Below are 26499 nucleotides of genomic sequence, written 5' to 3' on the forward strand. Positions count from 1 at the left end.
ACACCGCCAAATGCTTAACTAAGTTATATAACCGGGCTATGCTTAGTCCATGCCTTCCGAACTCGGCCCGGTCCTTTTTAGGCTCATCTCGGCCACCCACCGCCTCTCCCGCGGCGCCACCGTGCGCCTGGACCACGGGCTCTCGGCCTCGCATTATCGAACGCTCGGACTCCTGCGTGACATCCAGCCCATGCGCATCGGCCAGCTGGCCGAACAGAACCACATTTCACAGCCCGGCATGACGAAGATCGTCGCGTCCCTGGAGGCCCAGGGACGCGTGGCACGTCTGGCGGACCCCGCCGATTCCCGGGCCTCGATCATCGAGATCACCGATGCCGGGCGGGACGTCCTCACCCAGCGGGGACAGGACCTGGCGGCACTGCTGAAACAGGACTTCAGCGACCTCAACGACGAGCAGGTGGCCGTGCTGGCCAAGGCGGCAGACATCCTCGAATCCCGCAACGCCCCGAAAGGCGGAACGTCCAAATGAAACAACCCAAGGCCGTGTGGGCGGTCGCGTTCACCTCGATGATTGCCTTCATGGGCATCGGACTGGTTTCCCCGATCCTTCCCGCCATCACCGAGGAACTGGGGGCCACCACCACCCAGACATCGCTGCTGTTCACCTCATACCTGGTGATCACCGGCGTGGCCATGTTCTTCACTTCCTTCATCTCCTCCCGGATCGGGGCCCGCAAGACCCTGATGATCGGGTTGGCGATCATCGTGGTGTCCTCCTTCGGCGCCGGGGCCTCGGGCAGCATCGAAGGGATCATCGCCTTCCGCGCCGTCTGGGGACTGGGCAACGCCATGTTCATCTCCACCGCCCTGTCCACCATCATTTCCGAATCCACGGGCAACCCGAGCGCGGCCATCATCCTCTACGAGGCGGCCCTCGGGCTTGGCCTGGCGATCGGGCCACTGGTCGGCGGGCTGCTGGGTTCGGTGGCCTGGCAGGCCCCGTTCTTCGGGACCTCGGTCCTGATGACCCTCGGATTCATCCTGCTGGCCACCATGATGCGCGGGTCCGGCGCCGGTAACGAACCAACCCACATCGGCGCGCCGTTCAAGGCGCTGGCCAACCCCGCGCTGCTGGTCATGGCACTGGTCGCGTTCTTCTACAACGTCGGCTTCTTCGTGATCATGTCCTTCACGGCCTACCCGCTGCACTTCACCGCCATGGGCATCGGGTTGGTGTTCACCGGCTGGGGCGTGGGCCTTGCGCTGACATCGGTCTTCGGGGCGCCGCTGCTGACCCGACGTTTCAAGCGAACCACCGTGCTGATCGGGACCCTGGCGCTGCTGAGCCTGACGATGGTGGCCTTCGCCCTGCTCGTTGATTCCCCGCGGGCTCTGGTGGTGATGATGGTGGTTGCCGGCCTGGAACTGGGCATCATGAACACCGTACTGACCGAGGTGGTCATGGAGGCCACCGACCTGCCGCGCTCCGTGGCCTCGTCCAGCTACTCCGGGATCCGCTTCCTGGGCGGGGCCGTCGCGCCGCCGGTTGCCGCGGCCCTGGCTGCTGCCTTCACCATGGCCATCCCGTACTTCATGGGCGCGGCCTCCGTGTTGCTGGCCGCGGCACTGCTCTTCTCCTTCAAGCACCTGCTGTCCCACGCGGAGCGGCACGAAGCCACCCCCGTGGACGAAGCACTGCTTGAGGCCGAAGCCATCGGTGTGGGCGACAGCTAAGGTCCGCTCGGCGCGGCCCGCGGGGCTCAGTGCAGCGGGAAGCTCGAATCCTTGATGTTCGCTTCCACCCGGGTGTAGGCATCGCGTGCGACGGCCTTCCAGAAGCGCAGGGCAGCCCCAGGGTCCTCCGACTCCAGCCGGGCAATCGACGCCGCCGAAAGCACCTTCAGGTGCAGCCTGCCCACGGCTGTGACCCGGGTGGTCTGCTCGCCCTCGCCGCCCAGGGCGATCTCGCCGAAGGTCATGCCGGCCGACAGCGTCGCGTGCCGCACCGGCTTGCCGTTCTGCAGCGTGGAGGTGACCACCTTGCCGCTGAGGATGAAGTAGACGCCGCCGAATTCCTGGCCCGGCGTGCGGATGATCCGCCCGGCCTCGATACGGCTCTCCTCCATCAGGGATTCGAGGGCCTCAATGTCCGAGGCATCCAACGGGGCCAGGGCCGCGAAGTCGCAGACCGCGACCTCGCTGGGCACCAGGTCCGCGCTGCCGTGGCGCTGCAGCAACATGGTTTCGGCCCACTCCACCGCGTCGTTGCGGCTGGGGAAGCAGCGCAGCGTCTCCAGCGGTTCGAAGGACTTTTCCTGCACCAGCGCCAGGGTGCGGCCCTCCGCATCCAGTTCGGCGGCCAGCTGGTGGATCATCTGCACCGCGATCCGGTCGATCTCGTCGACCCGGCGCAAATCCAGGATCACCAGCTCCACGGAATTCTCCAGCCCGCTGATCTCGCGCACCATCGACTCGGTTCCCGCAAAGAGCAGGTCCCCGGCCAGTTCCACGATGTGTGCGCGCTCGCCGTGCTCGGCCAGCAGTCGGGCGGCCGCATCGCTGTGGCGGGTGTAGGACGGGGCATCGGTGATGTCGTAGTGGTCGCGGATCACCGAGCGGCCCAGGCGGGCGGCGCGCACGAAGTGCAGCCCCATGTCCGCGCTGATGCGCTCGCTCACCGCGACCCCGCGCACCGAGGAGCCGTGGGCGTCAAGCGCGGGGGAGTAGATGGCCAGGCCCACCTGGCCCGGCAGCACCGCAATCAGCCCGCCGCCTACCCCGGACTTGGCGGGCAGCCCCACGGCCGAAATCCACGCCCCGGCATCGTCGTACATCCCGCAGGTGGTCATGACCGACAGGGTGCGCTGGACCGCCTCCTTGCCCATGGCCTGCACGCCGGTGCGCGGCTGGGTGCCGCCGTTGGCCAGCGTCGCGGCCATCATGGCCAGGTCCTGGGTGTTGACCATGACCGAGCAGGCGCGGAAGTAGTCCTCCAGCACCGGGGTCGGGTCGGTCTCGATGATGTCGAAGGAACGCAGCAGGTAGGCGAGCGCGCGGTTGCGGTGCCCGGTCAGCGCTTCCGAGGCATAGATCGAGTCGCTGAGCTCCAGCTGCCTGCCCGCCGCGGCCGAGAAGTGCTCCAGGATGCGGTCGAAGCGGCCGGTGTCCCGGTCCCGGATCAGCGAGATCGTGGCGATGGCCCCGGCATTGATCATGGCGTTGGCGGGGCGGCCGCTGTCCCGGGCCAGGGAGATCTCGTTGAACGCGTCGCCGCTGGGTTCCACGTCGATCTTCGCATCCACCGCGTCCAACCCGATGTCGTCCAACGCCAGCGCATAGGAAAAGGGCTTGGAAATGGATTGGATGGAGAATTCCATCTCCGCGTCCCCGACCTGGTACACGTGTCCGTCGACGGTGGCCATGGCGATGGCGAACTTGGACGGGTCGGCGTTGGCCATCGCCGGGATGCCCTGGTAGGGGGTCCCGGCGGTGAGGTCCAGCAGTTCTTTGTAGAGGTCGGCGAGGTAGCTGTCGATGGGGGAACGCATGGTTCCTAGCCTAGGGGTTCGACCCCTGCCGTGTCCGCGATGGCCTGTATGGGCTTGGTGGTCAGCGCCTGGCCGATGGCCGCGCCCAGGATCCGTGCGCCCTCGACGTTGGGATGCACCCCGTCGTCGCTGAGTCCCGCGAGGAAGGTGTTGTCCTCGGCGCGCAGCCCGGCCGACGCGTCGACGAACAGCCAGCCGCGCTCGCCGGCCAGGGTGCGCAGGAAGTCGTTGTAGTCCAGCGTCGCCGCCACCGCGTCGTCCCGCGGCGGGACGCTGCTCAGCAGCACCAGCGGGGCGCGCACGATGCGTGTGATCCGCACCAGGTTCTCCGCGATCCGGGCGTGGCTGGTCCCGTGGGCCAGGTCGTTGGTGCCGGCCAGGATGACCAGGGCATCTGCACTTCCGGGGCGCAGGGCCACTGCCATGTCACCGCTCTGGGCCCCGCCCAGCGCCCAGCCGCCGGCCCAGGCCAGGGTGGCGGGTGTGCCGGGTGTGTTGACGTAGTTGACCCAGGAGGCCTCCCCGACATGGCCCGCGGCCACGGTGTGGCTTCCGGCGGCGGTGATCGAGTCGCCGGCCACCATGAAGGTGCTGTGGTTTCCTCCGGCGGGCAGGGCGATGGCCTGCGCCATCGGTTCGTCGGCGCGCGGCCCTCCGGTCAGCCCCAGCAGGCCGAGGAAAACTGCCACACATGTAAATATCAAGAGGGGTTTGCGAGTTCCCAAGGTAATGCCCCTTTCCTGCATTAAGCGTAGTGGGCGCCGGTCCGTGATTTGGACTCGTTCCTGCAACGATTGCCGTTTGGACACAACAAATCACGACGGCTTCCCGAGAGGATATTCGTTGGGAAGCCGCCGTGATTTGAGGTGACAGGTGGCGGTGCGGTTACTTGCGCCGCCCAGCCACCAGTGAGGTGAGCACGACGGCCGCGGTGACGGAATTGACGGCCGGCCACGCACCTATCTTCTTGGCCAGCGGGTGCGAGGCACCGAAGGCGGCAAGATAGAGTCCGGTCAGGGCAATGGCTGTCGGGGTTCCGGCGTTGGCCTTCCACAGCAGGAAGGCGCCGGTGCCGGCGGCGGCCAGCACCGCCCCGCCCAGCGGACGGTTCTTGGTGGTGCGGGCGACGGCGAAACCGCCAATGAGTCCGGTTCCGGCAAGGGCCGAGGGCAATAGCGACATCGTGGGTGTTCTCCTTTTTGCTTCCAGCCTAAACGCCGACACCGATGCCGCCGGTGCACGGGGCGCCCGGCTCGGGGGTCTGCGGGCCCTGGCGGTACTTGGTGATGAAGGCGGAGATGCGCGGATCATCCGGGGAATCGACGCTGAGCTGCTCGCCCCAGGCGGTGAGCTTGATCTTTTCACCCTGGCCGGGGAAGGGGCTCAGGATGAGATAGGTCTTCTCTCCCACCGCGTCCTTAAGTGCCGAAGCCTCCGCATCGCTGATGCCGTCGTAGGTCATCCACACGGCGCCGTGTTCCATCGAGTGGACGGCATTGTTTTCCGGCACCGGGGCCTCGTAGATGCCGCAGTTGAGCCAGACGGGATTGTGGTCCCCGCCCACACCAGGCATTTGGTCGTAAGTCACCGTGGTGTTGACGTGGTTGGCCGAGGCCACCTCGAAGGTCTTGACGCCGTCGATGGGCAATGCAGCGGCAGCCGTGGCGGCGGCCTTGTCCTCGGCCGCACCGTTGAGGACCACGGCGGTGGGGACGACGATCGCCAGGGCGGCGGCGGCGATCACCGCCACTGTCAGCAGCTTGGTTCGTTTTTCCTTGGCCTTTGCCTTGGCAAGGACCATTTGGGCTTCTTCGCGCTTGTTCATGGGAGGGTGTCCTTTAGTTCAGCTGTGCGAGCAGCTGGGTCAGGGCCGAAATCTCGGCCTGTTGGGTCTTGACGATTTTGGTGGCGAACGCGGCGACCATGGGGTCGTCTCCGCGTTGCAGGTAGGCCTCGGCCATTTCGACGCCGCCCCGGTGGTGGGCGATCATCAGGGCCAGGAATTGCCGGTCGGCGGTTTCGCCGCGCGCCGCGGTGAGCTTTTGGATGTCGGCTTCGCTTGCCATGCCCATGGAAGCCATGGTGTGGGGCTCGCCGGGGGCGATGCTCCCGTGACCGGCATGCGATGCATCCTCGCTGAGCAAACCACTCATCCACGTCATGGACTCGCCGGTCTGCGGCAGCCCCCACGTTTCAAGCCAGGCGAACATCTGCCCCGATTGCTGTTGCTGGGTCAAGGCGATGTCGTAGGCCATCGATCGCACGGCAGTGTTGTTCGATTGCTCGCGAATGATCATGGAAAGCTGCACGGCCTGGTGGTGGTGCGTTTGCATGTCCCGGGCGAAGCCGGCCTCGGGGGAGGCCTCGGAGGGGAAGTTGCTGCGTGGGTTGGCGGAGCCCAGGATCCAGCCGCCGGTGGCCATGGCGAGCATGAGTGCCACTATGGCAAAGACCAGGGCGCGAGAGGTTTTGGGTTCGGACATATTGGGTCCTTGGAACGAAGAATGCGATGCACCCGAAATCGGGCGCGCTGACGGCAGGGAAGAGGAAGCCGTGTTCTACGTTCGTGAAATCGAGAGCGCGTGCAAGTCCGGGGCACGGGCCTGCTGCGGGTCGGAATAACCAGAGCGTGTCGCCGGGGTTGCCGGAAGGGCGCCGAAGGTCCCGGAGGCGTCGGGGCGCGGCGCAATCTGGGCCAGGTTCAACTGCGGATCCGCGCTCGGTTCGCAGTGGTGCTTGGTGGGCATGTCCGTCGGGCAATGCGCCGTAGCCGCTGCCGGTGCCGCATCCGCGTGAATCGGGGACACGGATCCAATGGCTTCCCAACCGAGTGCGTTTCCCATGGGCAGCAGCACGGCCAGAGCGAGCAGCAGCCCCAGGAATCGCTTCACGTGCACGCCGCCCTTCGGATCCGGTGAAGATTGTTGGTTGAGGACTCAACGATATAAATGCCAGTTGTGCATTTGCTGTGAGAACGGTTCGGATGGCTTGCCCGCGACTTGCCCGGTGCAATTGGTGCAAGGCCCAGGACATAGGCTGGGTGGATGGAATTGATCGACCGGTGGTGGGAAGCGGTGCTGGCCGGCTTCAGCAAAAGCGACCCGTTGGCGCTGACGCCGTGGCCGTTGCTGGGCCTGGTTGCCCTGTGCGTGCTGCTGACGGTGCCGCGTGCCAGCTGGCGGATCTTCGGTCTGTATGTGACCTTTGTCCACGAACTGGGGCATGCCTTCGCGGCGTTGGCGACGGGACGGTTTGTCCACGGACTGAAGATCCGGATGGATCATTCGGGCGAGCTGGTCAGCAGCGGCAAGCCGGGGTTTTCCGCGGTGTTCAGTGGATTCTGGGGATACCCTGCGCCCGCCGCGGTGGGCCTGGCGCTGGTTGGTTCGACCTACTACGGACATGCCTCCGCGGCCTTGTCCATCGGGGCCCTTGCCCTGCTGGTTTCGTTGATCTTCCTGCGCAACTGGGCGGGCATCGCGGTGGCGCTGTGTTCCGCGCTGGCCGCGCAACTGCTGGTGGTTTTCACCCCCGCCCGGGCCATCGCCTGGGTGGTGCTTGGGCTGGGCCTGATGCTGTTGGTTGGTTCGGTGCGTGACCTCTTCAAGGTCCTTGGGGTCCACACCCGCCGGCGCGGTCTGGTCGCTTCCTCGGATGCCTACATCCTGGCCACACGCAGTTGGCTGCCGGCCTGGTTTTGGCTCCTGGGCTTCGTCGTGGTCATTGGCGGCGCGGTGCTGATTTCGGCCTGGATGATTGTCCTGATGCTGCGCTGACCCCTGCCGTGCGGTGCTTCCGGGCTGCGTTCGAGCGGCAACGGGGATCAGGCCGTGCGACAGTTTTCGGGGTGTCCGTGGATGAAATGCAACGCGAGGGCCCGCTGGATCTCCGGTTCGTCCACCCCGTAGGCGCTGGCTATTTGTTCAAGCGTCCACCCGGCCGTGCGCAACTCCATGAGGGTTGGATAGGCGGGCATGCCGATACCCATTTCTCGCCGCTCCCTTCGGACTGGATCGATAATTCCATCCAACTACACGGCACCGACACTTTGGAACGCAACGAAATTTTGCGTCCCTGCGCACGGCCCTGCCGCGGGGCGTGCCTTTGGCCTAATGTGGGTGTCAGGGGGAACCGACGTGAGAAAAGGGATGCATACGGCCATGGCAATCTTCGAATACACGACGCATCTGCCCTACCCGCGGGAAACGGTGTTCCGCTGGTTTGAGCGCCCGGGCGCCCTGCCCCGGCTCTCGGCACCCTTCGCCGGAACGGTCAGGCAGGAACCCGACAAGGGCCTTGCCGTGGGGTCGCGGGCCGTCATCGACGTGGCGGCACCCGGGACCTGGGGCACTTCCCTGGCCGCCGCCGTCGGTGCCGGGGCCCAGGCCCTGGGACTGCCCGGCCGGGTACGTGCGGGAATCCCGTGGCATGCCAAGCACATCGCCCTTAATCCCGGCCACGACTTCACCGACATCATGGAATCAGGACCCCTGGCCCGCTGGGAACACCAGCACTTCTTTGCCGACGACAGCAACGCGCCACACCCCGGAACGGTCATGCGCGACGTGGTGGAATTCGAACTCCCGCTGGTCGGCCGACTGCCCGGGAGCAAGGCGCACAAACTCGCCGAGCGAGCCTTCAAGCATGAGCTGGTCCAGGTCTTCCGGTACCGGGAACGGATGCTCAGGGCCGACCTGGCATTCCACGCAAGCCATGCATCCAAGCCCCTGACGATTGCCGTGGCCGGCGCCTCCGGAATGATCGGCACCCAGCTTTGCGCGTTGCTGGGCGGCGGCGGCCACCGCATCAAGCGCCTGGTGCGGGACCGGCGTGCGGCCATCGGCGAGGACACCGTCTTCTGGGCCCCGGAATATGCGGTGCTGGACCCCGAGGAGCTGCGCGACGTGGATGCGGTGGTGAACCTGGCCGGGCACACCATTGGCGGACGGTTCACCGCAGGCACCAAGGAGGAAATCCGCGCCTCGCGAGTGCTGGGCACGGGGCTGCTCGCCCGCGCCCTGGCATCCCTGGCCACGGACGGGAAGCAACGCAGCCTCATCGTGGCCTCGGGCATCGGCATTTACGGGGCCAAACCGCACGCGGGCGGGCCTGCGGTTCCCCTGGCCGAGGACGCCGCACCAGGAACCGATTTCCTGGCCGGGGTCTGCACGGCTTGGGAGGATGCGTGCTCGCCCGCACGCCAGGCCGGGGTGCGGGTGGTCAATGTGCGTACCGGCCTGGTGCAATCACCTGCCACCGGCGCACTGCAACGCCTGCTGCCGCTCTACGCCCTGGGCCTGGGCGGACCCCTGGGTACGGAAGCCTGGCAGTCCTGGATCAGCGTCGACGACGTGGTGGGCATCTACGCCCACGCGCTGCTCACCGAGGGGCTGGCGGGGCCCGTCAATGCCGTGGCGCCGCACCCGGTGCAGGCCAAGGAGTATGCCGAGGTGCTGGGCAAGGTGGTGCGCCGTCCGGCCCGAGTTCCGGTTCCCGCCTTCGGCCCCAGGCTCCTGCTGGGCAAGCAGGGCGCCAGGGAACTGGCCTTCGCAGACCAGCGTGTCTCCAGCCGGAAGATCGAGGACAGCGGCTACGTGTTCAGGCACGCCGACCTTGAATCGGCACTGCGCCACGTGCTGGGGCATTCCTAGGCGGGGGCTCTCAGCGTCCGGCGCCGTGGCGCCTGCCCACGAGGTACGCACCGACCGCGCCCGCGGCCCCGGTCAGCAGGCCCCATGGAAGGCCCGGACCGGGCAGCTCCGCCTCCGGGTGTGCGTCCCCGCCGGCGCGAACCCGCAGGGCGCGGGCGTTGTCGCGGTCATCGAGCAGGGCCAGTTGCGCCTTGGCGATTCCCGTGCCGTCGCGGGTCGGCAAGGCCAGCGCATCCTCCACCGGCAGGCCCAGGCGCAGTTCCCGGGCGCGTTCGAGTTCGGCGTCAAGCTCGGAACCCAGCAACAGGGAAATATTGGCCAGCCAAATCCACAACAGCAGGATGATCACGCCGCCCAGGGCACCGTAGGCGCTCTGGTATTTGCTGAAGTTCACCACGTAGAAGAAGAACCCCGCGGTGCTCAGCGCCAGGACCAGCAGCGCGCCCAGGGCGCCGGCGCTGATCCAGCGGAATTTCGGCTGCCGGACATTGGGGGTGAAATGGTAGAGCAACGCGACCATGAGCACCGCGATCAGCAGGAGCACCGGCCACTTGGCGATGTTCCAGGTCAAAAGCGTCGCCTCGCCGAGGCCCAGCACCGAGCCGATTCCCTGCGCGACGGGCCCCGAGAGCACCAGGATGGCGATGGCCAACACCGCCAGGCACAGGATCACCAGGGTCAGCAGGTACATCTGGGGCCGCAGCTTCCACAGTGGACGGCCCTCGGCGATGCCATAGGTGCGGTTCAGGGCCCTGCCGAATGCGCCCACGTAGGCCGAGGCCGACCACAGGGCCACCAGCAAACCGGCAAGCAACGTCCAGCCGGCCCCGGTTTGTTGCCCGAGCTGGGTCAGCAGGGTTTTGGCGTTCTCGCCCATCTCGGGGGTGCTGATCTGGCTGATGGTCTGGACCATGAAATCCCTGGTCTCGGGTCCGCTGCTGATCATTGAGAGCATCGAGAGCAGTGCCAGTATCCCCGGTACCAGTGAAAGCACCGAGTAATAGGTCAGCGCGGCGGCAAGATCGGTGGCACCGTCGCGGGAAAACTCCCGTACCGTTCGCTTCGCGGCATACAGCCAGGAATCCCTGCGTAATACGAGTTCGCTGCTTTGTGACTGGTCCACTGGGGAATACACCTGCTTCCGGCAAGGCTGGCTTGGTCTTTTCCCACCTTACGTCCTAGTTTCGCCGACGCAAGGAACGCGTGGACCGGAAGCCGTCGGTGGCCAGCACGACCAAGGCCAGGATGATGGGTGCGTAGGTGAACGCATCGCGGGCAAAAAGCTGTTCCCCCATGGCCACCGCGGCCACCAGAAGCAACACCGGTTCGACGTAGCTGAGCAGCCCGAATACCGACAGGGAGAGCAGGGACGCGGCTCCCAGGTACAGGAACATGGCCACCGCCCCCAACACCCCAATGGACAGGACCGGCAGCAGGGTTGCCTCGGGCCCGTGGACACCGGTGAGGATGAAGTAGACGGCCAGCGGGGTGAGGAACAGGATCTCGAGCGTGAAGGCCGCGTTGGACTCAAAGCGCGCGGCGCGCCTTGCCGCAAAATAAACGGGATAGCCGAGGCAAATCAGCAAGGTGGGCCAGGCCAGTCCGCCGGCGAAGAACAATTGGTGGCCCACGCCGGCAACTGCCAGGGCCACAGCGATCTTTTGCCCCCGGGACAGCCGCTCGGCGAAGGCGGCCCGTCCCACCACCACCATGACCAGGGGGAGCAGGAAATAGCCGAGCGACGTCGCCAACGCGTAGCCGTTCATGGGCGCATACATGAACAGCCAGAGCTGGACGCCCACCAGCGAGCTGGCGATGGCCCCGTAAAACAGCAGGCCGGGCCTGGCCTTGATGCGCCCGAGCAGGGCAATCATCTGGGAGCGGCGGGCCGGAACCAGCGCATAGACCGGGGCAATGATCAACAGAGTCAACACTATTCGCCAGCCGTAGACCTCCGTGTGTCCGATGTCCTTCAGGGAACCGGAAATGAGGAAGATGGCCGCGAACAGTGCCGAGGCCGCGAGCGAGGCAAGAACGCCGCGATTCATCGATGACGCTCCATTGTTCGTACTCGACTTGGCCTTTCAGTCTAGGGGAGGCGGGAACCGCACCCGGCCTACACCTCGAGCTTGCGCCGGATGAACGAGGAGAGCTGGTCGACCAGGATGATCAGGACCAGGACCACCACGATCTGGGTGGCCATCGCATCGAAGCGGAACGACTTGATGGACTGGTTGATCAGCAACCCGATGCCGCCGGCGCCGACAAGTCCCAGGACCAGCGAGGAGCGGACGTTCACGTCGAAGCGGTACAGCAGCAACCCCACGAACTGGCCCAGTGCCATGGGCAGCGCGGCGTGGGTGACCTGCTGGAACCGCGAGGCCCCGGCCGTGGCCAACGCCTGCTGGGGGCCGGAATCGGTTTCCTCCATCGACTCCGCCCACAGCTTCCCCATGACGCCGGTGTTGTGGCAGATCAACGCGAGCACGCCGGCAAACGGGCCGAGTCCCACCGCGGTCACGAAGATCAGCGCGAAGACGATGTCCGGCACCGCCCGGAAGAAGGAGAGGATGGCGCGGGAGAGCTGGTACACGGCGCGGTGCGGCGTGGTGGTGCGCGAGGCGAACACCGCCAGCAACAGGGCCGTGGGGATGGAAAGGGTGGTCCCCAGCAGCCCGATCCACAGGGTCACGGTGGTCGCCTTCAGCGCCGGGGCGAGGACCGATTCCCAGTCAAGGTCGGGCGGGAAGGCCTCGGCCAGGAAGGAAGCCATGCCTTCGGCGCCCGTGACCAGTGCCGACACCTCGAAGTCGGTGCCGCGCAGCGCGAAAACGTGCAGGACGATGAACACCGCGATGGCGGTGAGGATCGAGGTGACCCGCCACCCGGCGTTGGGGACCTTGGGGACCGAAAGGCCGGGGACCTGCGTGCTCATGCCGCTGCTCGATTCGGGGTGTAGAGGCGGGACTGCATGGAGGCGTCGAGTCCGGAGATGTCCCCGGAGTATTCGATGCGGCCATTGACCAGCCCGATGACGTTGTCCGCGTGGCGCAGGGCCAACTCCGGCTGGTGCAGGACCGCCGCGACCGCCAGATTCTCCGTGTGGGCGAGTTCGGCCAGCAGGGCCATGACTTCCTCGGCGGCGCGCGGGTCGAGCGCGGAGACCGGCTCGTCGGCCAGCAGCACCGAGGCGCGCTGGCACAGGGCGCGGGCCACGGCCACGCGCTGGGCCTGGCCGCCGGAGAGCCGGCCGGCCTTCTCGTGGGCGCGGTCGGCCATGCCGACGCGGGCCAAGGCCGCCATGGCCTCTTCCTTCAGCTCGCGGGGGAAGAACATCGGGCTGACGGAGGCGGGGCCGCGCAGCCGGCCCAGGGCGCCGGCGCACACGTTCTCCAATGCCGTGCGCCGCGGTACCAAGTGGATTTTCTGGAAGACCATGGCCACCAAGGACCGTGCCCTGGCCAGTTCGGTGCCGCGCAGCGTGGACAGCTCGGTGCCGTCCAGCTTGATGGATCCGGCATCGGGGGTTTCCAGGCCCATGATGCACTTGAGCGTGGTGGACTTGCCCGAGCCGTTGGCGCCCAGGAACGCCAGCATGGAGCCGCGGGCTAGGGTGAAATCGACCCCGTCCAGGACGGTGCGCCCGCCAAACGACTTGGTCAGGTTCTTGACCTGCATGATCTCCTCGCCGGCCGGTGCGGCCGGGTGCAATGCGCGATGCGGTAGCCGTAGCGTGGTCATTAGATGTCCTTCTCGGTCAGGCCCATGGTCTCGGCCAGGTCGAAGAGCGGGTTGTAGGTTTCCTTGGTGACCTCGATCAGGGGCCCGGCTGGGGTGACGTCAAGGAACTTGCCGACCGCCTCGATGTCCGCGGGCGCCAGGTTCAGCAGGGCGTCCTTGACCGCGGCCTTGAAGGCCGGGTCGGCGTCGGCGGAGACCGTGATGGGGTCGTTCGGGATGGCCTCGCTCTTCCAGACCTGGCGGAAGCCGGCCGGATCAAAGTTGCCCGAGTCGATGGCGCTGGCCAGGGTCTGCGAGTTGATCTGGGCCGCGTCGACGGTGCCCTTGGTCAGGGCCAGCAGAGCCTCGGGGTGCCCGCCGGCATAGTTCATGTTCAGCTCGTCCTCGGCGATGCCCGCCTTCTTCAGTCCGAAGCGGGGCAGCACATCCCCGCTGGTGGAGCCGACGGAGCCCAGGGCGAGGTCCTTGCCGCGCAAGTCATCGATGGTCTTGATCGCGGAATCCTTGGGAACCCAGATGCCGGCGGTGTAGGAGGAGAGTTTCCCGTCCGCGGTGCCGAAGGAAACCAGCGGCTCGGCGTTGGCCTTGGTGGAGGCGAAGACGAAGCCCATGGGCCCGAACTGTCCGATGTCGAGTTTGCCGTTGCGCATCGAGAGCACCTCGGCCGCGTAGTCCTCGACCACCTGGACCTCGACCTTGCAGTCCAGTTCCTTGCCCAGGGCGGCGGCGAGCACCTTGTAGGCGGGTTCGAGCTTGGTCGGGTCCTCGAAGGGTTCGATGCCGAACTTCAGTTCGTCTGTCGGGCAGAACGACCCGGCGTCGGCGTCGGCCGCGGCCGGGGCCCCGGTGGAGGAGCAGCCGGCCAGGGTGAGGGCGGCGACGGCGGCAAGGGACATGGCGAGGGTGCGTGGGATTTTCATGGTGCGGCGGGTCCTTAGCGAGTGAGGGTGGCGGTGGGCCGGGGGAGGGGACGTGCGGTGAGGTTTGCCTCGGCCAGGCCGAAGGAGATGGTCATGCCGATGCCGCTGGTCACGGAAACCAGGGTGATGGCCTCGCCGATGTCGCGGACCAGAACGGGGGAAACTTCGGAGGAGGCGTAGATGCCCTGCCAGCGTTCGGTGGTGGCGAACGATTCCACATCCAGCACCTTCGCTGCGGCCCGCAGCAGGATCCCGGACGTGGATTCATCGAGGAACGGGTCCTGGGTCAGGTCATAGGAGTGCGAGTCCCCGAGCAGCAAGGTTCCGTCCGGACGCTGGGTGAACATCACGTTGGCGCCGATCCCCAGCAGGTCGGGGTGGGCCGCGGCGACCTCGGCGCGCAATGCGCTCGCCGAAGGCATGTGCGTGAACGCGTCGTAGCGCAGCATGGAGGTCGCGGTGAGCACGGCAGGGACGATGGTGGTGCTTTCCGGGGCGCCGGCGGCCGTCATCTGCAGCGCGCACCGTTCGATGCGGTGCTCGGCCGCGATCTGCGGGAACAGGTAGTCCACGTCGTGGCCGACACAGATGTACACCTGGTCGGCCTCGAAGTCGCCGCGGCTGGTGTTGACGCGGGCCCGGCGTTCGGAACCTTGCCCGAACCCCAAGGCAGCGGTGTTGAAGTGGACCGCTGCCCCTTCTTGTTCGTGGAGCCAGCCCGCCAGCGTGCCCACCGTGCTGCGCGGGTCAACCCGCAGGTCATCGGCGAGGAAAGCGCCGCCGCGGATGCCGTCGGTGTTCTCGCGGCCGAGCCTGGCACGGACTTCCTCGGCGCCCAGCACGCTCACCTGGCCCTCGGGGCGGGACTCGGAGAATTCGCGCAGCAGCTGGAGCTCGGTCTCGGTGGCGGCAACCACCAAGGCCCCGGCTTCGATGGCCCAGAACCCGGCCTTGGCCGAAAAATCGAGCCAGTGCCTTCGGCCGGCCTGGGCAAGGTCGTAGAGGTCGCCGTGTTGGGCGGTGATGCAGGCATGGCCGAAGTTTCGCACCGATGCGCCCACCGCACGGTGGTCGCGTTCGATGACGGTGACGCTGAGGCCGGCTTGCTGGGCGAGCGCGGCGTGGGCCAGGCCGATGATGCCTGCGCCGACCACCAGGACGTCGGTGCTTGCCACCGGTTCAGCGGTGGCCGCGGATTTCATTTCGAAGATGTTCACGGCATTGATATTTGCCGGTCCCAAGTCCTGTTTTCAAGCCAGAACGGCACTTGTCCAGACAAGTTCACCAACGGTTCATTTGGCCACCCGCCCCTTCGCCACCTGTTCATTTGCAGTTCACCAAAGTCCCCGGGATGCCGCCGATTCCACTTGTATGATCAAGTACGTGATGCCAATATCCGAAGAACCCATCCACCAGCGTCTCAGCGATTTGTTCCGTGAACGGATCTCCTCCGGCGACTGGAAAGAAGGCAAGCCGCTGCCCAGCGAGGCGGAACTCTGTGCGCAGAACGGTGTTTCCCGTGGAACCGTCCGCCAGGCGCTGGCGAGCCTGCGTAGCGAGGGCCTGATCACCGGGGGTCGCGGAAAGCCCCCGGTGGTCGCCCACCCGGTGCCCTCCCAATCGTTTGCCACTTTCATGTCCTTTACCGAGTGGGCCCATTCGCTGGGCCGGGAACCAGGACAGCGGACGCTGGAGATCGCACGGCGCCCGGCGGGAGAAGACCTGGCGGGAAAAATGCTCCTTCAACCGGGGGATCCTGTCATCCAGGTGTTGCGCCTGCGGTCGCTTGACGGGAATCCGACCATGGTGGAACGCAGCAACTTCGTCGCCGACGTCGGCAACGCACTCTTCGACTTCGACACCGACAGCGGCTCGATCTTCGGCTACCTGACATCCCGGGGCGTGGACCTGAGCAGGGGCAAGCATGTCATTGATGCCGTCGGTGCCGATGAGATGGATGCCTCCCTGCTGGGCGTGGCCGCCGGATCGCCGCTGTTGCGCGAGCATCGGCTGACCTACGCCGCAGACGGACGCATCCTTGAATGCTCTGATGACCGGTACCTTCCGCATCTTGCGAACTTCGTCATCGAAAACACCCGGGCGTCCAGGGCGGCCTTGGTGCGCGTCCCGCTGGTCGCCTGATAACTGATCAACCAACCAAAGGATGGAAACAATGATTGAACTTGTCGTCTTGGACATGGCCGGAACCACCGTCGATGAGCATGGGATCGTCTACCGCGCCCTCGAGGATTCGGTCACGGACACCGGAGCCAGCGTGGATGCCGTCGACCTGCAAACCTGGATGGGTGCCGACAAGACCGAGGCCATTGCCGCATTGATGGAACTCGGGGGCGTCACGGCGGACCCCGGGCTGGTTGCCCGGCAGTTCGACCACTTCCGTGCCCTTTTGGCGGAGCGCTACGCGGCCAACCCGCCGGTAGCCCTTCCCGGCGTGGAGGAAGCCCTGCGCGAGCTCAAGGGTCGGGGAATCAAGGTTGGCCTGACCACTGGGTTCTCGCGGGATGTCGCGGGCCCGATCCTCGAAACCCTGGGCTGGGGGATTGGCGAAGGCCAGCTGCTCGATGCCGTGGTCACCAGCGACGAAGTCGCCGCGGGCAGGCCCGCGCCGTACATGATCCACCGGGTCATGGAAGTCGCCGGCGTGCACGATGTGCGCCGCGTCGTGGCTGGCGGTGACACGGTGGTCGACCTCCTGGCGGCATGCAACGCCGGGGTGCACGGGCTGGGTGTGCTCACCGGGGCCCTGGGCCGCGAGGATCTCGAGCAGCACCCGCACAGCTGGGTGTTGGACGGCGTCAAGGACCTTCCCGGCGTTCTCGAGTCTGCACTAGTCAGCCGCTAATAATCTCGTTTTGGTAACAGCGCCCCGGGGTCCATTGTGGTCTCCGGGGCGTTTTGTCGCGTGTGATTAACTTTTTTTATGGCCCTGACTAGGCCTAATGACTCGCGGGAGGGCTCTCGGCTTGACGCGGCCCCGGGGTGGTGACGTACCGTCGTCAAGTAACGTTTCTATAACAGCCGTGTTATGGAACGTGACTCCTACCGCCGAGTATCCCTCGTTGTCCATTACGGCGGTAGCCACTCGAACGTCGATTGCGACGCCGGACAACGCTGCCAAGATGGTCCTGGACGACCTATGCGGAGGATGGCACTGGAGAAACATGATCCAGCAGAATACCAAGAGCAAGAACATTCGCCGCGGCGCCGCAACTGTTGCCGCACTGGCCATGGCCGGTGGCGCCCTCGCAATGTCGGTGGCACCTGCATCGGCAGCCAGCACCAGCACCTGGGACGCACTGGCACAGTGCGAGTCCGGCGGAAACTGGTCCATCAACACCGGCAACGGCTACAAGGGCGGGCTCCAGTTCTCGAGCTCGACCTGGAGCGCCTTTGGCGGCAGCGGAAGCGCCGACAACGCATCGAAGTCCGAGCAGATCCGCATCGCCGAACGCGTGAAGGCCGCCCAGGGCTGGGGCGCGTGGCCCGCCTGCTCCGCCAAGTTGGGACTTTCCGGCGGCAAGGGCGACGTAGCCAAGAGCTACGCCTCGACCCCGAAGAAGGAAACCGTGGAGAAGTCGAACTCGTCCAGCTACAAGTCGACCACCGCCAAGACCTACAAGACCAAGTCGGTCCCCGCCAAGAGCTACGCCTCCAGCGGCAAGCGCGCAGCGGCCCCGGTGGCCAAGGCCCCGGCCATCAGCGTGAACGTCAAGGACTCGGGCAAGAACTACACCGTCAAGTCCGGCGACACCCTGTTCAAGATCGCCCAGGCCCAGGGCCTGAACAGCTGGCAGGACCTGTACTCGCTGAACCAGGACGTCGTGCCCAGCGCCGACCTCATTTTTGTCGGACAGTCGCTGGACTTGCCGACCAAGTAAACCGGTCCCTCGCAAGAGCGGACGAACGGCCAAGAGGGCTGTTCCGTAGTCAACCCCCAAGTGGCTGCGGAGCAGTCCTTTTGCGTTTCCACCGAGACCTCTCCCGAACCGGAGCCCCGGGCCGGACTCAGGCGAACGCGAACACCGGCGGGAAAACCAGCACCACGACGGCTGCCCACGCGCCGTAAACCGGCAGGTAGCGCGTCTGCCATCGTTCGAGCTCGCCGAACCGGCGCCTGCCTTGCAGGAAACCCGCGCCGAGCCAAGCGGCCCGAACCAGGTGCACCAGCAACAGCAGGTTCAGCCCGAGCGCGGCGACCTTGTTGGGGCTGAATCCGAACTCCGCGATCCTGGCCAGCATCGCTGCAAGCATCACTGCGTCCACGGCCAGGGCCGCCGCGACGAGGACCAGCTGCAGGGCATCGAAGAACCCCGGCTGGGCCAGTGGGTCGCGGGCGGACAGCGCATATAGCAACAGGCACAGTACCAGCACCAGGATCGCGTCCATGAGAATGAGCAGGCCGCGGTCGACGTCGACCAGTCCGCCGGCGGTCGTGAGCACGATGAGCATGCCCAGCAGCATCGCAATCGTCAGCGGCGTGAAGACGCGCGTCAGCACCGGCGCGATGTTCTCGATGACGTCCTGCTTGGCCTCGACCAGCCAGGCGGCAACCACCAGCGCCCCCGGGATGGCGAAGGGCAGGATCCAGTCTTCCAGGACCGGTTCCAGGTCGAGGCCGACCAGCTGGAGCACGGCAAAGGTGAGCCCAACGAGCACGCCGCCGCCGAGCCCCAGCAGCGTGAAGTAGATGGCAAGTTCGCCGGTGAACCTCACGAAGTCCATGCGCCTGCCATCGGAACGCCATCTCCCGCCGACGTAGGCAACCCCCGCCATCAGCCACAGGATCACCGGGGCGTGCAGCGCTGCGAGCATCAGGGTGGACCCGCCGGGCGCGAACGGATAGGTGTTGAGCACCAGGGCCAGCACGGCGAAGGGAACGGCCAGCGCGAGCGCCGTGCGCACCGAAATCCGCCGCTTCCACGCAAAGTATGCGACCACGAACGGGATCACCAGCAGCCCCAGGTTGCGCAGCAGGGCGGCGTCTTCGCCCAGCCATGTGATTCCCGCCTTGAGGGCGAGCCCCGCGCCCGCGGCGAGGGCCAGCACCAGGGCCAGCTCCCGCCGCGGCGGGGCGGAGGTGGCTGCGGAACCCTCCGGGAGCAGCACGAGTTGCTTCCACAGCCGTTCCGAGTGCTCCCGTGCGAACTCGCGTGAGACGGCATCGAGGTTGCCCATGCGCTTGATCGCCACCAGGAAGGCCTCGTCGTCGTCGAGGCCTCCGGCCCGCCGTTCGGCGACCTGCTCGCGCAGGTGGTCCTCGAGCTCGTCGAGGTCCGCGGCGGAGATGGCCCGGCGCCGGGCAAGGAAACCGCGCCACATCTCGATCTGGGCCTCGAGCCCCGCGTGCGGCTCCATCATGCCCACCCGGTTTCCATGGCGGGAGGGCGCTGCGCGGTGTGCCACACCTGCCGCAGCGCCGCCGCGACCACGTCCCATTGTCCGCGCCGCTCGGCCAGCGCCGCGCGACCGGCCTCGGTGATGGCGTAGTCCTTGCGTCGGCGCCCGGCCTCCGAGGTGCCCCAGGACGAACGCAGGTAGCCGAGCCGCTCCAGACGGTGCAGCAAGGGGTAGAGCATCCCGTCGGTCCATTGCATTTCGTCGCCGGAGAGCTCGCTCACGCGCTTGATGATGGCGTAGCCGTGCATCTTTTCCCCCTCCAAGATTCCCAGCACGAGCGGCGTCGCCGATGCTGCGACCAAATCCTTGTCTATGCGCATGTCGCCTCCCATACATAGATCTACAAGGTATTGAACGCCTTGCGAAGCTTGAATGCAAGAGGACTGTTAGGACGGGCGGAGGAGGGGATCCTTCCCACATGCGGCGGCTTAACGGCGAGGGTCCCGCTCGCCCATCGTGGAGGTGGGAAAGCGGGACCCGCGTGTCGGTGTCCGGCCGGCTAGTTCGGCTCGGCGAGGACTTCCATGGCCTGGAGGGTCGCCATGGCATTGGTGTTCATGTCCTGCGACGGGCCATTGAGGTAGCGTTCGAGCGAGTCGTCCATGGCGTTGATCCAGCGCGTGTGGTGGACCTCGGCCATGGTTCCGGTGATCACTGAACGGTGGGGCTGGTCGCGGTAGCCCAGGATGTCCTCGGACTTGTGTCGCATCCAGTCCTTGAAGAGCGTGCTGACCGCGTCCAAGTCGAATTCCGGGTAGTCGGTGGCGTTGATCAGTTCGCGGACGTACTCGGTCTGGAAGTCGGCCTCGGCATCGTGGTCTGCCAGGGCGGCCTGCGTCTCGAGCCAGTGCCGGATGTCCCCGGCACGTTCCTCGGCGGAGGGCAGCTGGATCTTTCCGGTCATGACGTCGCGGGCAAACCAGGCCTGCGCGTCGAACATGTTGAAGGTGTAGTACTGGTCCTGCGCGCCCAGGTAGAAGAGGTTGGTGTTCTGCTGCCACACGATGCCCTTGTACAGGTTGCCCGGGTACAGGACGTTGGGGGAATCGACCGCCAGGTCCGAAGGCAGGAAGGGGTACTTGTGCAGGTAGCCGGTGCACATGATGACCGCATCGAACTCGCCGGTGGTGCCGTCGGCGAAGTGTGCGGTGGAACCCTCGAAGCGCGTGACCAGTGGGCGCTCGACGGTGGTCGCGGGCCAGTCGAAGCCCATGGGTCCGCTGCGGTAGCTCAGGGTGATTGAAGCGGCACCCATCTTGTGCGCCTGCATGCCGATGTCCTCCGCGGAGTATGAGGAGCCGATCATGAGCAGGCGCTTGCCGCCGAATCGCTCGGCGCCGCGGAAGTCGTGGGCATGCAGGACCTCGCCGGGGAAGGTGTTGATTCCCTCGAAGTCCGGGATGTTCGGGGTGGAGAAGTGGCCGGTGGAGACGACCAGCTTGTCGAAGACGTCGGTCCTGGATTCCCCGGTCTTGACGTCCTGGCTAAAGAGCGTGAATTCCTCGGTGGCCGAGTCGTAGTTGACCCAGCGGACTGCGGTGTTGAACCTGATGTATTTGCGCACGTCGGACTTCGCGACGCGTCCGGAAATATAGTCGAAGAGGACCTCGCGGGGCGGGAAGGAAGAAATCGGGCGGCCGAAATGCTCGTCGAAGGTGTAGTCGGAGAACTCGAGGCATTCCTTGGGTCCGTTGGACCACAGGTGGCGGTACATCGACGAGTGGGCCGTTTCGCCGGATCCGTCAATGCCGGTGTGCCAGCTGTAGTTCCACTGACCGCCCCAGTCGGACTGCTTTTCAAAGCAAACGATTTCGGGCATGTCGGCGCCCTTTGCGCGTGCGGCCTCGAACGCCCGAAGCTGCGCCATTCCGCTGGGTCCTGCACCAATGATTCCGACTCGCAAACTCATGCTTTTCTCCTCATTTCCCGGACCGATTCACCACCCGCGGCTAGGGGTGATTCGGGACCGCGCCGATGGAGGGCGACAGCGGGAGGTGCGACCTTGGGGAAAGCGTGAACTCTCCTCCTAATAAGAGGTCCGGCGCTTGGCGCGCCGCGAGGCAAATTGCTCCCGGGCCTCGATCCCCGTTGGGGGAGAGGCTCCGCAATGATGGAAAAAGACCGGCAAATAGCGGTCGCTGCGGTTCCGAACGAGCCAGCTCTCGGCCCGATGTGGGTTGACTGGCTCTCCCTCCATGACAGCAGGGCTCGGACATATAGTCAAATCCAGTTCACAATTCGGCGTATATAAGAATTCTTTTGTGATTCATTGGATTGTCGAATTAGTTGAGGTTGAACGTCATTAATGTTCAATCTCGGGGAGGGTCTTGGTGATCTCATGACCTGGCGCCGACGTTCGGCGTCCTGCCCTTATTTAAGGAGTTTTTATGGAATTGATAACCCCGAATCAATTATGTTGCTATTGGACCCGAACTGAGGCTTCGGGTGGTCCTCTCAAGCAAGCCGCCACATGATCCCAGAGGGTGCTTCGGCCTGACTTGCACCGTGTTTGCCGCCTGCGGTGTTCCGTCACGGATCTGGCGCTGGGGGAGAGGTTTGCTGCTCCTGCGTTTGCTGTCGTGCGTCACCGCGGCCCGGGGAACCGGAAGGTTATTCCCCGGGCCGCGGTGCAATGAATTCACCTGGCGGACAGGAGGGTGTCCAGACGCTCGTAACCCTGGGTGATGCCGTCCTCCATGCCCGAGGCGGCCATGCCGTCCCGGGCCTCAACTGTCGGGTAGACCGAGTGGCCCACCAGTCGGCAGCGGTCGCCGTCCAACGCCTCGAAGCGCATGTAGTCCATGGCGACGACGTCGGGCTGGCCATCGTATTCAAAGGTCTGGATGGCGAACTCGTTTTCGCGCACGGTGTGGAACACCCCGGTGAACCCGTAGGTCCCGGACTCGTTGGAGTGCGTGTACTTGTAGGATCCGCCGGTGTGGAAATCGTAGTTCTCGATGTCCATTTCCATGCCGTAGGGTCCGAGCCATTGGGCGAGGAGGGCGGGATCGCGGTGCGCCTCGAACACTGCGGCGACGGGGAAGTCGAATTCCCGGGTGAAATCGATGAAGGGCGTGCCTTCGGGGATGCTGAGGTTCAGTGGGTTGCTCATGATGGGGGGCTTTCGTGGAATCATCCGCTGCGCGCGGATTGGTCTTTGAGCACGGCGTCCAAGCGGTTGTACTTCTGTTCGGCCAGCAGCCGATATTTGTCGATCCAGCCGGTTAGTTCCGTGAGAAGTGCAGGATTCAAGTGGACCGGCCGGCGTTGCGCCTCGCGTGTGCGAGTCACCAAATGCGCCTGCTCGAGTACTTGAATGTGCTTCGAGATGCCCTGGATAGACATCTTGAACGGTTTGGCGAGTTCGTTGACCGTGGCAGGCCCGGCGGACAACCGGGCGATGATTTGCCGGCGCGTCGGGTCAGCGAGGGCCAAAAAAGCCCTGTTGAGATCTTGCTCGTCAAAGGACACGTATTCAACTCATTCCTTGATCAACCTTTCGGTTGATTACTACGATCCGCCGCCAAGCGTCGATAGTCAAGGGGTAAGGCTGGATGAGTTTGGCCTTTTAGAAGGCTGGTGGCTGGATGCCATATGGTTCCGCTCCGGACGCCTTACCCGGCAGAAGCCAGCGAGGCCACGTAGTTGCGTGCCGCGGCCGCGTGGCTTGCCTGGATGCCCAGGAACAACTCGGCACTCTGGTGGCCGGGCCAGTCCCCGGGCAGGCAGGTTTCCGGCAGTCCGGGGTCCAGGTACGGAATGGTCCGCCAGGAATCGATGGCCCGAACATAGGCGGCGAAGCTGTCGGCGGTGCTCGCTTGTCCCGCCGCGGCCACGGCCTTGTTCTGTTCGAGGAAGGCGTGGTGCAGTCCTGCCAGCGCATCCAGATCCCACCACGCGGCGGCCGATGCCTGGGAGGTCCCAGTGAACTCCAGGAGATTGGTGACGATGACCGTCGCGTGGTCCTCCAGGCCCAGGACGCGCAGGATCTCCCAGACCTCGGCGCGCAGGTAGTCGGGGAAGATCCAGAGGCCCGGCGCCATCAGGCCGCCGCCGATGCCCTGCAGATACTTCCGCAGTTGGTGGCGGCGCTCGCGTTCGGCCTCCGGGATGGAGTACGAGAGCAGGCACCACGAATCCGCAGGACCCATAGAGCGCGGTTCGAAGATGCGCCTGTCTCCCCGGGCGAGGATGCGTTCGCCGGTGGAGGTGAGCTCGAATCCAGAGATGCCGCCGCGTGTCTGCTGGTCGAGGATCCCCTTCTTCTTCAGGCGGGAGATCGCCGTCCGCGTCACCTGGGGCGTGGTGCCCAGCGCGTCCATCAGCGCGATCAGGTGTGCCGAGGAAATCCAGCCGCCCAGCTCGCGCAGGTACAGGCCAACGATGGTGCGGACCAAGGAGGTCGTGCTGCCCGTGCGGGCATCCAGGTCGTCGAGCTCGGTCAGCATGTGTTGGTGCTACTTGCCGATCTCGGTGCGGACGGCGAATAGCTCCGGGAAGAATGTCAGGTCCAGGGCGCGCTTGAGGAAATCCACGCCGGAGGACCCGCCTGTGCCCTTCTTGAAGCCGATGGTGCGCTGCACCACGCGCATGTGGCGGAAGCGCCAGGCCTGGAAGTTGTCTTCCAGGTCAACGAGGTCCTCGCAGGCCTGATAGAGGCTCCAGGTGGTGTCGTCGGATTCGTAGATGTCCTTGTAGATGGGGACGAGCGCCTCCTGGAAGACCCATGGCTTGGAGACGTCGCGTTCCAGGATCTCCTTCGGGACTGCATAGCCGGAACGGGCCAGGGCGCGGAGGAATGCGTCGTATACCGTCGGCTCGTGCAGGAGCCGGGCGAGCAGTTCATGGGCGCCCGGGTCGGATTCGAATACCTTGAGCATGCCCTCGTGCTTGTTGCCCAGGATGAACTCGACGGCACGGTACTGGTAGGACTGGAAGCCGGACGAGGAGCCGAGGGATCCGCGGAACTGTGCGTACTCGCGCGGGGTGAGCGTGGCCAGCACCGCCCACTGTTCGGTGAGTGTTTTTTGGATGTGCTTGACGCGGGCCAGACACTTCAGCGACTTGCCGATTTCGTCGTTGTCCATCAGGCGACGGGATTCAACCAGTTCGTGCAGCATCAGCTTGAGCCAGAGCTCGCTGGTCTGGTGCTGAATGATGAACAGCATCTCATCGTGGTGTTCCGGAACGCTGACCGGGTGCTGGGCCGAAAGTAGGCGGTCGAGGTCCAGATAGCTTCCGTACGACATCGCGTTGCTGAAGTCGGTGCGGACTGTGTCTTCGATTTCGCGTGCACCCTCGGGTGTCTGTGCGTGTGGGCAGGCCATGGAAAAAGCGTATCAGTTCCTCAACGTGCGTCAAGATAATGAAATTGGACATGGTGGGGCCATGAATGGCGTGCGGCAGGCGGCGCCGGGCCGCCGAAAACCAGGCGCCATCGTGGCCCTGCCGCGTTCCGGCCCGACGGTCCGGGGGCCCGTGTCGCGACCTTCCGCGTTTACGGCTCTGGCCTGTGGTTTGATTGGAAGTTGCAGATGCAGGACGTGGATGGCCAGGGGTGCCATCCGGACAATGGGGGAAATATGAAGTCAATAACTCGCACACTCACTGCCTTGGCCGCCGCAGCTTCGATCGCATTTTCCGGGGCTGCCGTGGCAGTCGCAGCGCCCGTGGCACCGGCCCAGGCGATCACGGTCGTTGCTGCCAAGAAGGCACCGGCAATCACGATCAACAAGATCGCCAACAAGACGGTCAAGGGATCGGCCAGGGCCACCATCAAGCCGTCGGTCAAGGCGGCCAAGGGCGTCAAGGTCACCTACAAGGTATTGACCGTGAAGCAAGGCAAGAAGACGGTTGCCAAGAACAAGGCGTCGGTTGCCCTGAAGGCCGGGACCTACAAGGTGACAACCAAGGTGAACTACAAGGTCGGCAAGAAGAAGCTCACTGCAGCCAAGACGCAAACCCTGGTCATCAAGAAGGCCGCGGTGAAGAAGTCGTGGTCGGCGCCGAAGGGCAAGAACTGCCCCGCGGCCTTCCCCGTCAAGGGCAACAAGACCGGCAGCAACAAGGAATGGAAGTACCACGTGCGCGGCGGCCAGTTCTACGACCGCACCGTTCCGGAGCAGTGCTTCAAGAACACGTCAGATGCGCGCAAGGCGGGATACCGCGCTTCCAAGCGCTAGGACCGCTCCGGCCCTCGAGTGACACGCGTGGCCCGCAGGCAAACTGTGGGCCACGCGTGTTTGTATGGAGACTTCCGCATCGTGCCTTGTTGATTCATCCCGAAAGAGCGTTTTGAAGCACCTGATTTCCTTTATCGCCTCAGTCCTGATCGTGATAGGGGCCTTGGTCGCGGGTCCCGGACCCCAGGGAGAATCCGCACCTTCCGCCGGCACCGGCCCCCTGGCCTCGAGCAACACCTCGGCTTCGGTCGGCAGCGCAAAGGTCGCACCCGGTGCCAAGCTCCAGGGTCCCGGCGCGGTGACGGTACTGAACACCCTGCCGGTCAAGGGCAAGGCGCCGGCTACCGGCTACGACCGGAACAAGAAATTCGGCAACGGATGGAAGGACTTCAACGGAAACAAGTGCGACGAGCGCCAGGACACGCTCAAGCGCGACTTGTCTGCCGTGAAGTACAAGGACGCAAAGAAATGCCAACTCGCCTCGGGCGTGCTGGCCGACGCGTACACCGGCACCCGCATCAAATGGAAGGTGAACAGCGGATCCGTTGACATCGACCATGTGGTGGCGCTGAAGAACGCATGGGTATCCGGCGGCCAGCAACTGTCCCAGGACCAGCGCCAGGGCCTGGCCAACGACCCGTTGAACCTCATGGCTTCGCAAGCCTCGGCCAACCGGTCCAAGGGCGATGCCAACGCCGCGGAATGGCTGCCAACCAACAAGTCCTTCCGTTGCCAATACGTGGCAACGCAAATCAGCGTCAAGAAAAAATACGCCCTTTCGGTGACGGCTGCCGAAAAGAACGCCATGAAGCGCGTGCTCACCTCGTGCCCGAAGCAAAAATCCGCCGAGGTGACTCCGCTCAAGCCGCTTGCGAAGGCTCCCACGAAGAAGCCTTCGGCCACCGCCCCCAAGCCCAAACAGGTATCACCGGGCGCCTACTGCGCCAAGGCAGAGGAGGGCGCGAAGGGCATCGGCAAAAAGAACGGCAAAAGCTACACCTGCAAGAGCGGCAAATCCGACACCCGACTGCGCTGGCGCTAGCCCTCAACGCAAAACGTGGACCGCTGCCGCGGATGG

The 26499-nt window shown here is 65.3% G+C and carries 29 protein-coding genes; 9 read left to right on the top strand and 20 right to left on the bottom strand.

The window, feature by feature from the left end; all coding sequences use genetic code 11:
* The first annotated feature begins 49 nt into the window (after positions 1–49).
* Both ACIPVK_RS02225 and ACIPVK_RS02230 read left to right on the top strand, forming a co-directional pair.
* Positions 50–490, top strand: coding sequence for a MarR family winged helix-turn-helix transcriptional regulator (locus tag ACIPVK_RS02225; RefSeq protein ID WP_407610354.1), 441 nt, complete (start codon positions 50–52; stop codon positions 488–490).
* Positions 487–1695: an MFS transporter gene (locus ACIPVK_RS02230; RefSeq protein WP_407610355.1), complete on the top strand. Its 1209-nt coding sequence runs from the start codon at positions 487–489 to the stop codon at positions 1693–1695. The genes ACIPVK_RS02225 and ACIPVK_RS02230 overlap by 4 nt, the downstream gene beginning before the upstream one ends.
* Before the next feature lie 26 nt (positions 1696–1721).
* Here the strand turns inward: ACIPVK_RS02230 and glsA are convergent, their stop codons facing one another.
* The 6 genes from glsA to ACIPVK_RS02260 all read right to left on the bottom strand — a co-directional run bounded on the left by glsA (position 1722) and on the right by ACIPVK_RS02260 (position 6400).
* The gene (glsA, locus tag ACIPVK_RS02235; RefSeq protein ID WP_407610356.1) at positions 1722–3509 is read right to left on the bottom strand and encodes a glutaminase A; all 1788 of its coding nucleotides are present in this window, start codon (positions 3507–3509) and stop codon (positions 1722–1724) included.
* 5 nt (positions 3510–3514) lie between these two features.
* Positions 3515–4198: an SGNH/GDSL hydrolase family protein gene (locus ACIPVK_RS02240; RefSeq protein ID WP_407610357.1), complete on the bottom strand. Its 684-nt coding sequence runs from the start codon at positions 4196–4198 to the stop codon at positions 3515–3517.
* Positions 4199–4394: 196 nt separating this feature from the next.
* Entirely contained in the window at positions 4395–4691 is a 297-nt protein-coding gene (locus ACIPVK_RS02245) for a hypothetical protein (RefSeq protein WP_407610358.1), read from the bottom strand.
* Positions 4692–4719: 28 nt separating this feature from the next.
* Positions 4720–5334, bottom strand: coding sequence for a DUF3105 domain-containing protein (locus tag ACIPVK_RS02250; protein ID WP_407610359.1), 615 nt, complete (start codon positions 5332–5334; stop codon positions 4720–4722).
* A gap of 13 nt (positions 5335–5347) precedes the next feature.
* Entirely contained in the window at positions 5348–5992 is a 645-nt protein-coding gene (locus tag ACIPVK_RS02255) for a DUF305 domain-containing protein (protein WP_407610360.1), read from the bottom strand.
* Between the two features lie 75 nt (positions 5993–6067).
* Positions 6068–6400: a hypothetical protein gene (locus ACIPVK_RS02260; protein WP_407610361.1), complete on the bottom strand. Its 333-nt coding sequence runs from the start codon at positions 6398–6400 to the stop codon at positions 6068–6070.
* A 153-nt stretch (positions 6401–6553) separates the two neighbouring features.
* Here ACIPVK_RS02260 and ACIPVK_RS02265 point away from each other — a divergent pair, with 153 nt between their 5' ends.
* Complete coding sequence (locus ACIPVK_RS02265) at positions 6554–7285, top strand: M50 family metallopeptidase (protein ID WP_407610362.1); 732 nt, start codon at positions 6554–6556, stop codon at positions 7283–7285.
* A 47-nt stretch (positions 7286–7332) separates the two neighbouring features.
* Here the strand turns inward: ACIPVK_RS02265 and ACIPVK_RS02270 are convergent, their stop codons facing one another.
* Positions 7333–7485, bottom strand: a complete 153-nt coding sequence (locus ACIPVK_RS02270) for a hypothetical protein (protein WP_407610363.1) — start codon at positions 7483–7485, stop codon at positions 7333–7335.
* A gap of 184 nt (positions 7486–7669) precedes the next feature.
* Here ACIPVK_RS02270 and ACIPVK_RS02275 point away from each other — a divergent pair, with 184 nt between their 5' ends.
* The gene (locus ACIPVK_RS02275) at positions 7670–9160 is read left to right on the top strand and encodes a TIGR01777 family oxidoreductase (RefSeq protein ID WP_407610364.1); all 1491 of its coding nucleotides are present in this window, start codon (positions 7670–7672) and stop codon (positions 9158–9160) included.
* A gap of 10 nt (positions 9161–9170) precedes the next feature.
* On the opposite strand, the gene ACIPVK_RS02280 is transcribed toward ACIPVK_RS02275, so the two are convergent.
* The 6 genes from ACIPVK_RS02280 to ACIPVK_RS02305 form a co-directional block, all read right to left on the bottom strand.
* Complete coding sequence (locus ACIPVK_RS02280) at positions 9171–10283, bottom strand: YihY/virulence factor BrkB family protein (protein ID WP_407610365.1); 1113 nt, start codon at positions 10281–10283, stop codon at positions 9171–9173.
* A gap of 55 nt (positions 10284–10338) precedes the next feature.
* Positions 10339–11208, bottom strand: coding sequence for an EamA family transporter RarD (rarD, locus tag ACIPVK_RS02285; RefSeq protein WP_407610366.1), 870 nt, complete (start codon positions 11206–11208; stop codon positions 10339–10341).
* Between the two features lie 68 nt (positions 11209–11276).
* On the bottom strand, positions 11277–12095 hold the full coding sequence (gene phnE, locus ACIPVK_RS02290) for a phosphonate ABC transporter, permease protein PhnE (RefSeq protein ID WP_407610367.1): 819 nt from the start codon (positions 12093–12095) through the stop codon (positions 11277–11279).
* Entirely contained in the window at positions 12092–12901 is an 810-nt protein-coding gene (locus ACIPVK_RS02295; RefSeq protein ID WP_407610368.1) for a phosphonate ABC transporter ATP-binding protein, read from the bottom strand. The genes phnE and ACIPVK_RS02295 overlap by 4 nt, the downstream gene beginning before the upstream one ends.
* Positions 12901–13821, bottom strand: a complete 921-nt coding sequence (locus tag ACIPVK_RS02300) for a phosphate/phosphite/phosphonate ABC transporter substrate-binding protein (protein WP_407610369.1) — start codon at positions 13819–13821, stop codon at positions 12901–12903. The genes ACIPVK_RS02295 and ACIPVK_RS02300 overlap by 1 nt, the downstream gene beginning before the upstream one ends.
* A 14-nt stretch (positions 13822–13835) precedes the next feature.
* Positions 13836–15038: a TIGR03364 family FAD-dependent oxidoreductase gene (locus tag ACIPVK_RS02305; protein ID WP_407610370.1), complete on the bottom strand. Its 1203-nt coding sequence runs from the start codon at positions 15036–15038 to the stop codon at positions 13836–13838.
* A 169-nt stretch (positions 15039–15207) separates the two neighbouring features.
* On the opposite strand from ACIPVK_RS02305, the gene ACIPVK_RS02310 reads away from it, so the two are divergent.
* The 3 genes from ACIPVK_RS02310 (at position 15208) to ACIPVK_RS02320 (ending at position 17720) form a co-directional block, all read left to right on the top strand.
* Complete coding sequence (locus ACIPVK_RS02310) at positions 15208–15963, top strand: GntR family transcriptional regulator (RefSeq protein ID WP_407610371.1); 756 nt, start codon at positions 15208–15210, stop codon at positions 15961–15963.
* 31 nt (positions 15964–15994) lie between these two features.
* Entirely contained in the window at positions 15995–16684 is a 690-nt protein-coding gene (locus tag ACIPVK_RS02315; protein ID WP_407610372.1) for a phosphonatase-like hydrolase, read from the top strand.
* A gap of 319 nt (positions 16685–17003) precedes the next feature.
* Positions 17004–17720: a transglycosylase family protein gene (locus ACIPVK_RS02320; RefSeq protein WP_407610373.1), complete on the top strand. Its 717-nt coding sequence runs from the start codon at positions 17004–17006 to the stop codon at positions 17718–17720.
* A gap of 127 nt (positions 17721–17847) precedes the next feature.
* Here the strand turns inward: ACIPVK_RS02320 and ACIPVK_RS02325 are convergent, their stop codons facing one another.
* From ACIPVK_RS02325 to kynA, 7 genes are all read right to left on the bottom strand, one after another.
* Entirely contained in the window at positions 17848–19200 is a 1353-nt protein-coding gene (locus ACIPVK_RS02325; protein ID WP_407610374.1) for a permease prefix domain 1-containing protein, read from the bottom strand.
* Entirely contained in the window at positions 19197–19559 is a 363-nt protein-coding gene (locus ACIPVK_RS02330) for a PadR family transcriptional regulator (protein WP_407610375.1), read from the bottom strand. Before ACIPVK_RS02330 ends, ACIPVK_RS02325 begins: the two co-directional genes overlap by 4 nt.
* A 179-nt stretch (positions 19560–19738) precedes the next feature.
* Entirely contained in the window at positions 19739–21148 is a 1410-nt protein-coding gene (locus tag ACIPVK_RS02335; protein WP_407610376.1) for an NAD(P)-binding domain-containing protein, read from the bottom strand.
* 729 nt (positions 21149–21877) lie between these two features.
* A complete protein-coding gene (locus ACIPVK_RS02340) occupies positions 21878–22351 on the bottom strand; it encodes an SRPBCC family protein (RefSeq protein WP_407610377.1) in 474 nt (157 codons plus the stop codon).
* 20 nt (positions 22352–22371) lie between these two features.
* The gene (locus tag ACIPVK_RS02345) at positions 22372–22710 is read right to left on the bottom strand and encodes an ArsR/SmtB family transcription factor (protein WP_407610378.1); all 339 of its coding nucleotides are present in this window, start codon (positions 22708–22710) and stop codon (positions 22372–22374) included.
* A gap of 143 nt (positions 22711–22853) precedes the next feature.
* Positions 22854–23687, bottom strand: a complete 834-nt coding sequence (locus ACIPVK_RS02350) for a PaaX family transcriptional regulator C-terminal domain-containing protein (RefSeq protein ID WP_407610379.1) — start codon at positions 23685–23687, stop codon at positions 22854–22856.
* Between the two features lie 9 nt (positions 23688–23696).
* Positions 23697–24566 carry a tryptophan 2,3-dioxygenase gene (gene kynA / locus ACIPVK_RS02355; protein WP_407610380.1) on the bottom strand — a complete coding sequence of 290 codons (870 nt, stop codon included), beginning with the start codon at positions 24564–24566 and terminating at the stop codon, positions 23697–23699.
* A 255-nt stretch (positions 24567–24821) separates the two neighbouring features.
* Here kynA and ACIPVK_RS02360 point away from each other — a divergent pair, with 255 nt between their 5' ends.
* Together ACIPVK_RS02360 and ACIPVK_RS02365 are read left to right on the top strand one after the other, a co-directional pair.
* Positions 24822–25421, top strand: a complete 600-nt coding sequence (locus ACIPVK_RS02360) for a hypothetical protein (protein ID WP_407610381.1) — start codon at positions 24822–24824, stop codon at positions 25419–25421.
* A gap of 112 nt (positions 25422–25533) precedes the next feature.
* Complete coding sequence (locus tag ACIPVK_RS02365; RefSeq protein ID WP_407610382.1) at positions 25534–26463, top strand: HNH endonuclease family protein; 930 nt, start codon at positions 25534–25536, stop codon at positions 26461–26463.
* The last annotated feature ends 36 nt before the right edge of the window (positions 26464–26499 follow it).

It is taken from the genome of Paeniglutamicibacter sp. MACA_103 (assembly GCF_045798555.1).
GTDB lineage: Bacteria > Actinomycetota > Actinomycetes > Actinomycetales > Micrococcaceae > Paeniglutamicibacter.

Excerpts from the sequence above, each read along its gene's own strand:
- ACIPVK_RS02225 (WP_407610354.1), top strand. The coding sequence starts at position 50 with ATGCCTTCCGAACTCGGCCCGGTCCTTTTTAGGCTCATCTCGGCCACC.
- ACIPVK_RS02230 (WP_407610355.1), top strand. The coding sequence starts at position 487 with ATGAAACAACCCAAGGCCGTGTGGGCGGTCGCGTTCACCTCGATGATT.
- glsA (WP_407610356.1), bottom strand. The coding sequence starts at position 3,509 with ATGCGTTCCCCCATCGACAGCTACCTCGCCGACCTCTACAAAGAACTG.
- ACIPVK_RS02245 (WP_407610358.1), bottom strand. The coding sequence starts at position 4,691 with ATGTCGCTATTGCCCTCGGCCCTTGCCGGAACCGGACTCATTGGCGGT.
- ACIPVK_RS02250 (WP_407610359.1), bottom strand. The coding sequence starts at position 5,334 with ATGAACAAGCGCGAAGAAGCCCAAATGGTCCTTGCCAAGGCAAAGGCC.
- ACIPVK_RS02255 (WP_407610360.1), bottom strand. The coding sequence starts at position 5,992 with ATGTCCGAACCCAAAACCTCTCGCGCCCTGGTCTTTGCCATAGTGGCA.
- ACIPVK_RS02265 (WP_407610362.1), top strand. The coding sequence starts at position 6,554 with ATGGAATTGATCGACCGGTGGTGGGAAGCGGTGCTGGCCGGCTTCAGC.
- ACIPVK_RS02270 (WP_407610363.1), bottom strand. The coding sequence starts at position 7,485 with ATGCCCGCCTATCCAACCCTCATGGAGTTGCGCACGGCCGGGTGGACG.
- ACIPVK_RS02275 (WP_407610364.1), top strand. The coding sequence starts at position 7,670 with ATGGCAATCTTCGAATACACGACGCATCTGCCCTACCCGCGGGAAACG.
- rarD (WP_407610366.1), bottom strand. The coding sequence starts at position 11,208 with ATGAATCGCGGCGTTCTTGCCTCGCTCGCGGCCTCGGCACTGTTCGCG.
- phnE (WP_407610367.1), bottom strand. The coding sequence starts at position 12,095 with ATGAGCACGCAGGTCCCCGGCCTTTCGGTCCCCAAGGTCCCCAACGCC.
- ACIPVK_RS02295 (WP_407610368.1), bottom strand. The coding sequence starts at position 12,901 with ATGACCACGCTACGGCTACCGCATCGCGCATTGCACCCGGCCGCACCG.
- ACIPVK_RS02300 (WP_407610369.1), bottom strand. The coding sequence starts at position 13,821 with ATGAAAATCCCACGCACCCTCGCCATGTCCCTTGCCGCCGTCGCCGCC.
- ACIPVK_RS02310 (WP_407610371.1), top strand. The coding sequence starts at position 15,208 with ATGCCAATATCCGAAGAACCCATCCACCAGCGTCTCAGCGATTTGTTC.
- ACIPVK_RS02315 (WP_407610372.1), top strand. The coding sequence starts at position 15,995 with ATGATTGAACTTGTCGTCTTGGACATGGCCGGAACCACCGTCGATGAG.
- ACIPVK_RS02320 (WP_407610373.1), top strand. The coding sequence starts at position 17,004 with ATGATCCAGCAGAATACCAAGAGCAAGAACATTCGCCGCGGCGCCGCA.
- ACIPVK_RS02325 (WP_407610374.1), bottom strand. The coding sequence starts at position 19,200 with ATGATGGAGCCGCACGCGGGGCTCGAGGCCCAGATCGAGATGTGGCGC.
- ACIPVK_RS02330 (WP_407610375.1), bottom strand. The coding sequence starts at position 19,559 with ATGCGCATAGACAAGGATTTGGTCGCAGCATCGGCGACGCCGCTCGTG.
- ACIPVK_RS02335 (WP_407610376.1), bottom strand. The coding sequence starts at position 21,148 with ATGAGTTTGCGAGTCGGAATCATTGGTGCAGGACCCAGCGGAATGGCG.
- ACIPVK_RS02340 (WP_407610377.1), bottom strand. The coding sequence starts at position 22,351 with ATGAGCAACCCACTGAACCTCAGCATCCCCGAAGGCACGCCCTTCATC.
- ACIPVK_RS02350 (WP_407610379.1), bottom strand. The coding sequence starts at position 23,687 with ATGCTGACCGAGCTCGACGACCTGGATGCCCGCACGGGCAGCACGACC.
- kynA (WP_407610380.1), bottom strand. The coding sequence starts at position 24,566 with ATGGCCTGCCCACACGCACAGACACCCGAGGGTGCACGCGAAATCGAA.
- ACIPVK_RS02360 (WP_407610381.1), top strand. The coding sequence starts at position 24,822 with ATGAAGTCAATAACTCGCACACTCACTGCCTTGGCCGCCGCAGCTTCG.